This window comes from Vibrio coralliilyticus (assembly GCF_024449095.1).
GTDB classification, from domain to species: Bacteria; Pseudomonadota; Gammaproteobacteria; order Enterobacterales; family Vibrionaceae; genus Vibrio; species Vibrio coralliilyticus_A.
In genome coordinates this window covers 346,615-359,168 of the sequence record NZ_CP024628.1, presented here as the reverse complement: position 1 = coordinate 359,168, position 12,554 = coordinate 346,615, and the positions used below count along the sequence as shown (strand labels likewise).

The following is a 12,554-nucleotide window of genomic DNA, read 5'->3' as shown; positions in this document are numbered from 1 at the left end:
TAAAAAGGATCACCAATGACTCAACCTTCTGCCCCGCAAACATTCCGTGTTGAAAAAGACAGCATGGGTGAAGTAAAAGTACCAGCTAACGCTCTCTATCAAGCGCAGACTCAACGCGCAGTCGATAATTTTCATTTCAGTCAGCACAAAATGCCTGCTGCATTTGTCCAGGCCTTGGCATACGTAAAGCAAACCGCAGCGCTGACAAACGCTCAACTAGGTTTAATGGAAGGCGACATCGCCAATGCGATTGCTGATGCGGCGCAAACTATTATTGATGGTCAGCACTTAGAACATTTCCCGATTGACGTATTTCAAACTGGCTCTGGCACAAGTTCGAACATGAATGCCAACGAGGTGATCGCCACTCTGGCCAGCGATATTCTTGGTGGTGATGTCAGTCCAAACGACCACGTCAATATGGGGCAAAGTAGTAATGATGTTGTCCCAACCGCAATTCAGGTCAGTGCTGCATTAATGGCCGAACAGCAGCTTATCCCAGCGTTAAATCATTTCATTACCGTGTTGAAGAATAAACGCAATGAAATTGGCCATGTAGTAAAAACTGGCCGAACGCACCTGATGGATGCCATGCCAGTGACATTTGATCAAGAGCTTGGTGGCTGGCAATTCCAACTGGAACAAGCAAGAAATGGTATAGAACAAAGCCTAGTGAACGTGAAAGCATTAGCGCAAGGCGGCACCGCTGTGGGAACTGGTATTAACGCAGACCCTAGATTTGCTAAAGCCTTTGCAGATAATCTCTCTCAGGCAACGCGCTTGCAATTCACCTCTAGTGAAAATTTCTTCTACAACCTTAGCAGTCAGGATGCCTTGGTCGCTCTTTCCGGTCAGCTCAAAACGGCTGCTGTAGCTATCATGAAAATCTCGAATGACCTGCGTTGGATGAACTCGGGCCCACTTGCTGGCTTGGGTGAAATTGAGCTTCAAGGCCTGCAACCTGGCTCTTCGATAATGCCAGGCAAAGTGAACCCAGTAATCCCTGAAGCAGCAGCCATGGCTGCCGCACAAGTCGTCGGTAACGATACAACCATCACAGTGGCTGGGCAATCTGGTAACTTCCAGCTCAATGTTATGCTACCAGTGATCGCTCATAATGTACTGGAAAGCATCGAACTACTGGCCAACAGTGCGATGGCACTGGCCGACAAAGCGGTCGCAACATTCAACGTCCGTGAAGACAACCTTCAAGTCGCATTAGCGAAAAATCCGATTCTGGTGACGGCACTCAACCCTGTGATTGGCTATTTGAAAGCGGCCGAGGTGGCTAAGAAGGCGTACAAAGAAGGACGTGCGATTATTGATGTTGCGGAGGAAGAAACCGATCTTGACCGTGAAACGCTTGAGCGCCTGCTTGACCCGGCAAAACTCACTCAGGGTGGGGTTGCGGAGTAAACCTGCTTGCACACATCCTTGTGCTGTGTGCTCTGGTTTATATCCAAGCCAGAGATAAAAACAAAAATGGAACCGCAATTACTGATGCCATTTTTGCCAGTGACAACATCTCGCGGAGTACAATTTCACGCTTAGGTGATATCGCGTGCTCCGCACTTTGTGTCACTAATGCTTGGGCATTGTTCATATTTCCTCAAACATGCGCTTAGGTCAGTGGAAGCGCGATTTTAAAGGCTTCTCTTGGTCACCGCAATGCTTCCCAACACCATAGTGAGTGAGTCATGATAAGCGATCATTAATAACCAATTTTCGTTTTCACTAACAAATGGTCCGAACCTGCTGGAATCGGTGAACTGTAACGCTGACAAATCTTTCTACCAGCGCTGACCGACTGGAGCCACAAATGATCGATCGCAATCATTGAAATAGGCGGAGTTTTAAACGCTTCTGCCCAATTTGGCCAACTTGCAACAGGGGCTTTCTGAAACGTTGGAAACATCTTAGCAAAGCGTAGGCTGGTAGATGAAAGATTAAAGTCACCGACCACCATCACTTCATCACTGGGGTATACCTCAAGCAGAGACTCTATCGTTTGAATCAAGGCATTACGTCGATACCACAACGTTTTTGTCCTTGGTGAAGGGGGATGAGCAACAATCAATGTGATCGCCCCTTGTCTATTCGGGTACCAAGTACCACGAATAATATTCTGTTCATCCGGTGTCATGAAGACCGACATATTTTTCAAAGGGGAAACACTCAGAATCATCTGACTAGATGGATAACCAACCCCTTCCTGTCCACCATAAAAATAAGGATAAATATCATTAAGCATTTGAAGTTTGTCGCCAACTTCTGGGGCAACTTCTTGCATCACAATCAAGTCTGCCGGTTTAGTGAGCAGGTAATTGATGAATGCATTCACATCTGGATTCTCATAATAAAGGTTAAACTGTGCTACAGACACAGGGTTAGCGCATTGGGCGACAAGCTTTTGCTCAGACTTAGGGGTCATCAACGCGAACGCTCCAGCTAAAACAACGCATACCGCACTATGTGCCCACTTTTGCATTAGAGCACAGACCAATGCTAGCACTAGGTAGACAATCAAAAATAAACTGGGATACGCGACTATGTTTTCTATCCACCAAGTCGCTTCTTTAAGTGATAGCCCTGCCCAAACCAGTGCAGGAGTGTAGACCATCAACCATATTTTCCAACGCCTCACCATAAATCCTTTTAAGTGGAGCTTTCCTTAAGTATGTACCAGTTCTACGGAAATACCGTTTTTATTCTCGACCGAACATCCTTAAATGCTCTGTCACCTCTTTGCTTGGGGAATCAAAGCAAAAAATCGGTTTTCCTAAAGACACAATTAATACTAGGCTATTAGTAAGCAATTAAACACATAATAACTTGCTATGAAAACACAACGTCAACTGGGCATAGACAAACAACTTGCTATTGCCACTCTTCTACTTAGCACAGCTATGGCATTTGTCATCGCTGGTATCAACGTTTACGTCGAATACCAAGCAGAGCAAGAAAAACTCGATAAGCAGATGCTGCATATAGAAGAAAACTATATCGACAGCTTGCAAAACAATTTATGGGTGGAAGATCAAAAACGGCTCTTCACTCAAGTCAATGAAATATTTCAACGCTCCTACGTCGATAGACTCACCATCCTCGATAGCAGCAAACCTCTTGTTGAGTTGGGTGAGCCTATCGAAGGGGAAAAAATCACTAACGTATGGGATCTTACCTATCAATTAGGCAGCAAAGGCTTCACTCTTGGGCAACTGAAAATAGAAACCGATCTAGCTCCTGTTTACGAGCAGCTATGGCACAAATTTTTGCTTCTTCTCACCATGACATTTATTCAGACGTGTGTGATAGTCTCCAGCCTCCTATGGATTACCCGTAAACTGGTTCTAAAGCCCGTAGCCCATCTTTCTGCGGCCATGGCAGATTTCAATGGTAGCCCGAACCCCAGCAAGCTGGCGCCTACCAACCGTCTTTTTGCCGATGAAATCAGTTTGTTAACCGAAGGATATAACCGTTGTGTTGATAAACTACATGCTAACTATCAACAGATCATTGAGTCTAAAGAAAAGTCCGAAGTCGCCAACATCAAGAAAAGTGAATTTTTGGCCAACATGAGCCATGAAATCAGGACACCAATGAACGGTATCGTTGGAGTTGCGGAATTGCTCAAAGAAACTAACCCCAATGAAGTGCAGCGCAATTATGTCGATATCTTACTCACATCCTCTCATACCCTGCTCGACATCATTAACGATATCCTCGATTTTTCAAAAATCGAAGCCGGCCATTTTGAATTAGACCCCATTGAATTTGACTTAAAGAAGCTAATACAGCAGCAAGCCAATGAGTACAGCATTCGCGCAAAACAAAAAGAGCTATTCTTTGACTGCAATATTGACCCAGCGATTCCACAAACCATTGAAGCGGACTCAGTCCGACTAAAACAGGTCATTAACAACCTTATAAGTAACGCTCTTAAATTCACACATCGAGGCTATGTAGAACTTAATATTAAAATGTTAGAGAACGATGCGGGCAAGCAACTGCAGTTTGAAGTAAAAGACACTGGTATTGGTATCGCTAAAGAAAAGCTAGAAGCCATTTTTAACAAGTTTCAGCAAGCTGATGGCAGTACAACACGGCAGTATGGTGGCACTGGGCTAGGCTTAGCCATCAGCCAGAAAATTGTTGAGATGATGGGGGGTAAACTCGAAGTGTCTAGCGAAATAAGCCTCGGTAGTAGCTTCTACTTTTCTATACCGGTTGATGGTGCGACTGCTGCTTCAAGTACTCTGGCTTCATCATCCCCCAATTTGGTCACGTTTCCCGCCTCTGCCACTACACAGATGAAAAGACTGTCTCCCAAATACAAAACTGGCCTCAAGGTGCTAGTCGTAGAAGATACGCGGGTTAACCAGCAGGTTATTCAGGTCATGCTGAATCTACTTGGCCTGGAAGTTGATATCGCCAACAACGGTCAAGAAGCTTGGGAATATTGTCAGAAAAACGAAGTAGCAGCCATTTTAATGGATTGCCAAATGCCAGTGATGAATGGGTATGAAGCAACACAAAAAATACGCCAGCTAGAAGGTTGGGCAGCTTATGTGCCTATTATCGCGGTTACTGCCAACGTGGTAAAAGAAGACAGAGAACGCTGCTTTGAGATTGGCATGAATGGTTTTTTATCCAAGCCTGTTAAACCTAAGGAGGTCGAAGAGGCGCTCATTAACTATGTTCCCGCTTATCAAAGCGCGCAAAACAAAGCAAAAATGGCCTACCGAACCTAAAAACTTGCCTCCCCTCTCTTATCCAGTGACCGTTCAACAAAAACAACAGGACGAATAAGTCACGCATGTTTAGAAGGTCTCATTACGTCGCTCTTAATGAATCAGAACTATTTATTAATTCAATTATCATCTAAATTGGAAGTTAGGGTTCATAAAGAGACAAACCATGAGTAGGATTCTCGCGTTAGTTTTATTGTTGATATTGCCTCCGCTAGCGGTATCTCAAACGGATGATAAGGTGGTCAAATTTGTTGTTGGCGATTGGGAGCCATATACCAGCAGTCAAAACAATCCGGACCATAAGATTGCCGAAGTTCTCGTTAAAGCCGCCTATCACACCCAAGGGTATCGTGTCGTCATAGACTACCACCCATGGAGCCGAGCATATCGGTATGCTCAATCCGGTCAATACGATGGAACATTTCCATGGTTTAGAAGCAAACAGCACGAACCGTTTTTTGTTTTTTCGAGTCCGCTTTTCAAACAAAAAATTGTGTTTTTCTACCACGAAGATAGTCACTTCGATTGGAAAAAGCATGACGATTTAAACCAATATCGTATTGGTGCTACTCAAGATTACGAAGTGACCCGATTACTTCAATCTAAAGATGTACGAGTAGAAATTGCTAATGAAGACCAAAGCAATTTCATTAAACTCGGCAAGCATCGCATTGACGCGTACCCCGCAGCCATAGATCGTGGCTACTACATGATGGGTACTGTCTTACCGGCAGTACAAATCAACAAACTCAGAGTTCACTCTAAACCGATTATTGAGAAAGAAATGTATGTCATGTTCGCTAAACACAACCACGAACGTAACAAAAAGCTGAATGACGTGCTCTACATGGGTATGCGGCAATTAATACAATCCGGTGAATACCAAAAAATCATTAGTTTCGAAAACCAAGTTTTCCACTCCGATGCTTCTGACGATGCCATTTACAGTGAGTGAAAACAAACTGTCACAATCCTTCGCTAACCTGCCATGCCAACCTAATCCTACATCAGCGAGAGCCTCGACATGTCTCAGCCTCTTTACGTTTTCGACCTTGACGAAACCCTCATCAACGCAGACAGTGCCATGCTATGGAACGAGTTTCTCGTTGAGAAAGGCATCGTCAATGATGCCAATTTCCTTGCGGAAGACCAACGTCTGATGCAATTGTACGCTCAAGGGCAGTTGAACATGGACGATTACCTTAACTTTGCCATGGCGCCCATTGCTCACTTACCAATCGAAGACGTTCAGATGCTCGTTGAAGAGTGTGTCGATAAATGGATTGTTCCTAAACAATTTCGTCAATCTATTCCTTTGTTAGCGGAACTTCATCAACAAGGGAAACAAACACTCATTATATCAGCCACAGTGAGTTTTCTCGTAGAAGCCGTTGCACAACACTTAGGTGTGGAGCACTCCATGGGAATTGATTTGGTCACTACTGATAACCGCTATACCGCAGAAATTTCGGGGGTACCGAGTTATCGAGAAGGAAAAGTGACTAGGCTAGAGCAGTGGCTGTCAGTGCAAGCAGAGCCCTACTCCGAAATTCACTTCTTCACCGACTCAATCAATGATCTGCCTTTGTGCGAGCGTGCTGATTTCGTTTATTTGATCAACCCATGCCCCAAGCTGAGAGCAATATCAGAGCGTCCTAATTGGGTTGTACTCCACTGGGGTTAAACGTTCTTTTGAAGCGAAGCCAACTCAGGGCACAAATCTCAGCCCTAACATAACACAGCCATCCTCGTAATAACGGTCCGTAAACACCTTAAAGCCATAAGAACCGTAGTAATCTTTAAGGTGTTCCTGAGAGGAAATAAAAATGGCATCTTTAGGGTAGATCTCTCGGATCGTGTTAACACTCATTTTCATCAGAGCATGCCCTAGGCTTCTTCCCCGATGACTTTTGGCTATGATCACACGACCAATCGTCACATCCTGATCTTCTGGTTTAATAAGCTCAAGAACCTCAACTGGATACCCTAGTCTTTGAGGCATGAGTCGGCTGTAAGCCACCAGCCTATCGCCATCAAACCCCATCACATGACGGGTCTCTGGGTGGGTGTCTTTCCCATCGAGATCGCTGTATGGATCTTGTGACTCAACGATGAACACATCAACTCTCAAGCGCAAAAACTCATACAATTCATGTACCGAGAGTTCTGAAAACGTTTTGATTCGCCACTCTAACATTATGCTTCCCCTTACTTTACTAGGAGCAAAGTTAATATTCATATCATCAATATTCATTAACCTTTGTTAATCTGAGCAGCCAGCGTTTAAGAGAACAATGTTGACATATAAGTTACAAACACAGCTAAAAAGCCGCTAAAATCTCTAACACTCCATCCAACCTGAGCTCACCCATGCGCCGATATCGTCTGGTTATGTGTTTTATTATGGTATTTCCTTGTTACACACAAGCACAGAGCCTACAAGAGAGATGGCAATCGCTTTACCAAAAAAGCTGGCAATCAGAGGATGTATTGGTGAGTCAACAACAGCTCAGCCGCTTTCCAGCCGAGTTACTCCAAGAGCGCACCCGTTATCCTGATTTTGAATACTACACTTGGTCAGATATTAAATATATTCACGAGATATCTCGGAATTGCTCTCTCAATGATCCATTGCCTCAACACCTCAGTGATGCTGCCGAGTTCGAGTTAGCGCTGTGTAAACGCCAAAAGCTTAACGAAGAGTGGTTCGCTACTCACCACTTATTACACCCCGCAGGTGGCAGCTTTGCTGATCGTTATCTAGCTCAATATCCAGATATACAGAGTGACAATCTGTTTCGTTACCTAACGGTTAATAACCCTAGGCACCCCTTACATAGCCAATTTTCAGCCCTCTCAGCAACTGGCCGAGAAGCCCTACTCAAAGGCTACAGAGCATGGATGGAAGATGACACTTTGTGGCTAAGTGGTGAACAGGGTTGGAAGTCGATATCAGCAGATACATGGCGCCCCCTTGCACGTCAGCTTGATATCACAATTACAGGTCCGAACTGCACGTTTCGCTACAGCAATCTTTGTATCAGTGAGATGGCAGAAAATGTCCTCGCATTACGCTGGTTTGTCGCAGGTTTATCCTTATTGATACTCTTTACCACCGCCAAAGGTCTCTACGCCAAACGCAAACAAAGTCGTGAAAGACGCTTCGTACTGCAGTTGCTCACTCATGAGTTACGCACACCAATGACTAGCCTAGGTCTAACTGTAGAGATGCTTCGAGATCAATTTGATCACTTACCAGAGAAAGCTCAGGAAGCGGTCTGGCGCTTAATGTCTGATCACCAAAGGCTGTCACAATTAACAGAAAACAGTAAGATTTATCTGAGCACACAACGCTCCGAACAATTACTTGAACAGACGGCTTACCTCAGTGATTGGCTTGATCACATTTGTAAAAAGCATCAACTCGATTACCAGCTCAACCAAAATAAAGCGTTAACCTTGCCTTTCTATTGGCTTTCTATTTGCCTGGAAAACTTAATTAAAAATGCCAAACAACACGGCAAAGGCGAAATTGGCATTAACGTAACCTTGGACAGGACTTTAGTTATTGAAGTGACTGACCAAGGATCTTTCCCTAGCCCAATGAAGCGATTTTTAACTCATCTGCGGCGACCAACAAACAATGAAAATATGGGAATAGGTTTGAATATTGTTGAACACTTAATTCAATTAATTGGCGGGAAGTTAACCATACAGCGCCAACCTACGCGCTGCACACTGGAGATACCGCTATGAAGACCCTGCTATTGATTGAAGACGACTTATTACTCGGGCAAGGGCTTGTCTCTTGGTTTGAGTCGAACGGCTACCAATGTATTTGGGAGCAAGAATCCAGCAAAGTGGAGAAACACTGGTTTAAAGCGGATCTGGTTATACTCGACAGACAGCTAAGCGATGGAGACAGTGTGGCTCATTTACCCCATTGGCTGCTCCTCAAGGCTCTGCCCGTTATTTTCCTCACCGCTAGAATCGACACTGAGCAAAAAGTAGAAGGTCTGATGGCAGGAGCAAAGGACTATGTCACCAAACCTTTTTCCCATCAAGAGCTGTTGGCACGCGTTGTCAGCCAGCTCCGTCCATTAGGAGACAGCACTCTTCATTACGGCAAGATTGAAATCCATCTTGCGAAACGTGAAGCCACCTTCGACAACCAGCCAATCCCCCTAAAGCCGAAGGAGTTTCAACTGCTAGTACTACTAGTACAAAACCAAGGGCGCGTCTTTCATCGAGATGAATTACTGAATAAAATCTGGGGATATCAAGCTTTTCCCAGCACTCGAACCATAGACAACCATGTGTTACGTCTTCGGCAGAAACTGCCTGTATTGAATATCGAGACGCATCGTGGTGTGGGCTATCGGCTCAATGAGGCTGCGTTATGATGCACCGTTCATTCTGCCTGCTGTGCGCACTGTTATTTTCAATAACCTCTTATGCAAATTGGTTTAGCGATACGCCACTCTCGCGCACCTACGAAGCCCTACTTAACGGACAGCCTCTGCTCGCCTGGCAGGAGTTACATCTTGCGCTCAGCCAGCAAAATATCAGCCGTGACTACTGGCAGCCTGTGAAATTAGAAATCTTAAACCAAACTCAATGTGGTCAAAAGCTCATAACTCACTCAGAGTTTTTACCGGCCAATATCAGCCTCAGTTTTGTCCGGCGCTCTGGCTTGGCTTCACAGGGTTTTCAAATCAAACTATCCGCTGAAGATGTACATTCCACATTAGACGTTGAGCTCACTTCTCCCACCAAGAAAAGAATTCTGCATGGATTATTTACCTCTCAGCTAGGCTATCAGGAGATGGAAAGCGAAGAAATGCTGGTTGAGCCCGAATCTGGCGTCTACCAACTAAAGCTGAACGAGAATGCCTACGCGCTGATCATCGCAATGCCAAAAAATCAAAATTGGCTGACGCTAGATAACATCACACAGCAGCTCACTGTGACTCCACCTACAGTGACCGACAGTTGTGCGAAAGCCATGGCACACTGGCAATGGTTTGATCGCCACTACACATTGATCGATAGACGAATCCCGATTCAAACACTCAATGCTCCATTTCCGAAATCGAGTCAACAACCAAAAGGAGCAGCACATCTCAGTGCATCGGTCTCAATCTTCGAGTATCAACAGGGGCTTAAGGTTGAATATATACAGAGGCTGGCTCTGCCCTTTTCGGCCAGCCAGTAAGCCAATACACAAAATAATAGAGACAAATGGGTGACATCAAGCACCATAGCGTGCGCTCTAATAGTGACTTAAACCACTAATAGGATTTCGTCATGTCTTTTAAATTCAAACCCATGGCCGCTTTGACTTCGCTGTCGTTTTTCGCGATTCTACCTTTTAGCGCAAGCGCACAAACACTGACTCTGAGTGACCACTCAAATCAGATCGCTATCTCCCCCCAAGATCTGAGCATTCGCTGGAATGATCTTGTCATTAATAGTCCATCTTTGAGTGTCAATGAACAAGCTCAAACGATCTCAAGGCTCACAGTGGACTCACCGACCAAAGCACATTGGGTTCTCCAACCAAGTAAGCTCCGCGTCAACGCGGTATTAAAAGAGCAGGCTCTTGAACTGAGCTTCGCGGTTCCAAAAAAAACTAAGATAAAACGCAACCAACCTATCGTTTTACGTTGGTTTGATTTGCCGCAAAAATGCACCGACACACTTTACCTCCCCTTTAGTGAGGGAATGCGCATCCCAGTAGACAACAAGATGTGGGCGAACTATCTGACAAAAAACCACTCAGGAGCAAATACCACTCAAGACCTGAAAATGCCCTTTTGGACTGTTCAACAAGGCAAAAAAACGATCAGCTACCACCTTGTCAATGCGACTAACAACAGCCTCACCTTCTCTAACACAATGCCCAAAGTTGATATGTTAGCAGACCACCGCTTTACTACTCTCAATAAAAACCAAGCCTTCAAAGTGCGAATAACCTTAGGTGACAACTGGATGGATGGCGCCAAAGCTTATAAGCAATGGCGCATTGATCATCATCAATCCACAACGCTGGCTGAAAAAGCAAAGCAAACGCCTCAATTGGCGAGGTTAATTGGTGCCAGTCAGGTCTATCTGTTTGGCAAAACGCTGATCAGTACTGACGATGTCACAGATTGGTGGGGACTCAAAAACTGGTATTTTTCACAAGACGATCTCACACAACCTCAGGTGGCAATCCAAGAGATCAAGCCACTCACTAAAGGCCGAGACTGGCTGAGTCGCTATCATAAACAATTACTTGTTGACTCACTCAATGCGTCCTTGCAACTAAAGTTCCTCGCCCCTGCACCATCACAAAACAACAATGCTATCGCAGCGCAGTACCAAGCTGCACAACGCCAAAAGCACTGGCTATTGCAGAATGCTTCACAATACCTAGTTTCACCTGACCGATGGGGGCAAGCGTTATCACTCGATATGCTCGATAATATGAAAAAAGCAGGTCTAACCAAACTTTGGCTGGGCTTCGACAACTGGATGCCTGCCTTTTATCAGCCTCAAGTTATTGATACCGCAAAACAATTGGGTTATCTGGTCGCCACCTATGATTCTTACAACACGGCGATACCAAAAGGCCTTAACGACGGGTGGTTAACAGCTCAACTCCCTGACCAGATGAGAGAGCAATGTGCGATTGAGCAAGCAAACGGTGAAAAGAAAACAGGGTTTCGTGGCAATGGCTACTACCTTAACCCAAATTGCGAACTGGATTACGTGAAGCAGCGCGTTGAGGACATCATCCAATACGGCCGATTCAATAGCTTGTTTCTCGACGTAGACGCAACAGCAATGGCAAGAGAAGACTATCGTGATAACAGTAGTGAAAGCGATATGCTGAATGCGTTTAACCAGCGAATGAACTGGATTGCCAAGCAAGGTAATCTGGTACTGGGCTCAGAAGATGGCAATAGCCTCACCACAACCGGCATCGCATTTGCTCATGGGCTTGAGACTGTCGGCTTCGGCTGGACAGATAAAGAGATGAAGCACGACCAACACTCGCCTTATTTTTTAGGGCGCTGGTATCCAGACCAAAAACCAGAGTTCTTTTTTAAGAGTGCGCAGGTCAAAGAGCCTTATAAAACACTGCTATTTTCACCTCAGTTTAGAGTGCCTCTTTACCAAGTCGTCTTTCATGACGAAGTGATAAACAGCCATCACTGGCACAGTGATAGCCTTAAATTCACTAACGTCCAAGCCGAACGTGACTTGATTTCCATGCTCTACAATACACCGCCAATGGTGCATCTGACACGAGATGAAGCAAACTCACCTGACAGCCCTAGACTCAAAGCACTAGCGCACTACCAGCAGGCATATACTCCCATCCATGAGCAATTGTGGGACAAACCACTCACTAGCTTCAAGTGGCTGGATAAATCAGGACAGGTTCAGCAAACCTCTTTCAGCGACGGTAGCACTATTACCGCTAACTTTGGCTCCAAATCCATTGAAAGTTCAGGGGTTAAAGTTGCTCCCCACTCCATACTGGCACAACTGAGCAATGGGCGTCAGATCCACTGGCAGGCGCACCATCCATAAACATAGAGCAGCCAAAGTCGCTCTTTCAAATATAAAAGAAGACGAACTATCAGCAGTTGGTTCTCTGGTTTCAGCCCTATATGGTGGGCTAACAACGCGCTAAGCTACTGACAATTTGTCGCACGGAGTTTTCATAAATGGAATGTATATTTCCGAATTTACCATTTAAACAAAAATAACATTAATGTTACTTTAAACAATGTTGGTTACACTGATACAAAG

11 protein-coding genes are annotated in these 12,554 nt (G+C 44.9%); 8 read left to right on the top strand and 3 right to left on the bottom strand.

Annotated features, from left to right (window positions below):
* The first annotated feature begins 15 nt into the window (after positions 1-15).
* Positions 16-1,416, top strand: coding sequence for a class II fumarate hydratase (locus tag CTT30_RS17190; RefSeq protein ID WP_252037253.1), 1,401 nt, complete (start codon positions 16-18; stop codon positions 1,414-1,416).
* A gap of 37 nt (positions 1,417-1,453) precedes the next feature.
* Here CTT30_RS17190 and CTT30_RS17185 read toward each other — a convergent pair whose 3' ends face one another.
* Both CTT30_RS17185 and CTT30_RS17180 read right to left on the bottom strand, forming a co-directional pair.
* Positions 1,454-1,603, bottom strand: coding sequence for a hypothetical protein (locus CTT30_RS17185; protein ID WP_239864493.1), 150 nt, complete (start codon positions 1,601-1,603; stop codon positions 1,454-1,456).
* A gap of 108 nt (positions 1,604-1,711) precedes the next feature.
* Positions 1,712-2,620, bottom strand: coding sequence for an endonuclease/exonuclease/phosphatase family protein (locus CTT30_RS17180; RefSeq protein WP_275658322.1), 909 nt, complete (start codon positions 2,618-2,620; stop codon positions 1,712-1,714).
* A gap of 217 nt (positions 2,621-2,837) precedes the next feature.
* On the opposite strand from CTT30_RS17180, the gene CTT30_RS17175 reads away from it, so the two are divergent.
* The 3 genes from CTT30_RS17175 to CTT30_RS17165 all read left to right on the top strand — a co-directional run bounded on the left by CTT30_RS17175 (position 2,838) and on the right by CTT30_RS17165 (position 6,435).
* On the top strand, positions 2,838-4,751 hold the full coding sequence (locus CTT30_RS17175; RefSeq protein ID WP_252037252.1) for an ATP-binding protein: 1,914 nt from the start codon (positions 2,838-2,840) through the stop codon (positions 4,749-4,751).
* Between the two features lie 166 nt (positions 4,752-4,917).
* Complete coding sequence (locus tag CTT30_RS17170; protein WP_252037251.1) at positions 4,918-5,706, top strand: substrate-binding periplasmic protein; 789 nt, start codon at positions 4,918-4,920, stop codon at positions 5,704-5,706.
* A 69-nt stretch (positions 5,707-5,775) separates the two neighbouring features.
* Complete coding sequence (locus CTT30_RS17165) at positions 5,776-6,435, top strand: HAD family hydrolase (protein ID WP_252037250.1); 660 nt, start codon at positions 5,776-5,778, stop codon at positions 6,433-6,435.
* 24 nt (positions 6,436-6,459) lie between these two features.
* Here CTT30_RS17165 and CTT30_RS17160 read toward each other — a convergent pair whose 3' ends face one another.
* Complete coding sequence (locus CTT30_RS17160; protein ID WP_252037249.1) at positions 6,460-6,948, bottom strand: GNAT family N-acetyltransferase; 489 nt, start codon at positions 6,946-6,948, stop codon at positions 6,460-6,462.
* A gap of 173 nt (positions 6,949-7,121) precedes the next feature.
* Between CTT30_RS17160 and CTT30_RS17155 the strand changes: the two genes are divergently transcribed.
* The 4 genes from CTT30_RS17155 to CTT30_RS17140 all read left to right on the top strand — a co-directional run bounded on the left by CTT30_RS17155 (position 7,122) and on the right by CTT30_RS17140 (position 12,332).
* On the top strand, positions 7,122-8,507 hold the full coding sequence (locus CTT30_RS17155; protein WP_252037248.1) for an ATP-binding protein: 1,386 nt from the start codon (positions 7,122-7,124) through the stop codon (positions 8,505-8,507).
* Positions 8,504-9,154 carry a response regulator transcription factor gene (locus CTT30_RS17150; RefSeq protein ID WP_252037247.1) on the top strand — a complete coding sequence of 217 codons (651 nt, stop codon included), beginning with the start codon at positions 8,504-8,506 and terminating at the stop codon, positions 9,152-9,154. Before CTT30_RS17155 ends, CTT30_RS17150 begins: the two co-directional genes overlap by 4 nt.
* Entirely contained in the window at positions 9,151-9,966 is an 816-nt protein-coding gene (locus tag CTT30_RS17145) for a DUF2861 family protein (protein ID WP_252037246.1), read from the top strand. Before CTT30_RS17150 ends, CTT30_RS17145 begins: the two co-directional genes overlap by 4 nt.
* A 92-nt stretch (positions 9,967-10,058) precedes the next feature.
* Positions 10,059-12,332: a glycoside hydrolase gene (locus CTT30_RS17140; protein ID WP_370689725.1), complete on the top strand. Its 2,274-nt coding sequence runs from the start codon at positions 10,059-10,061 to the stop codon at positions 12,330-12,332.
* Positions 12,333-12,554 lie beyond the last annotated feature (222 nt).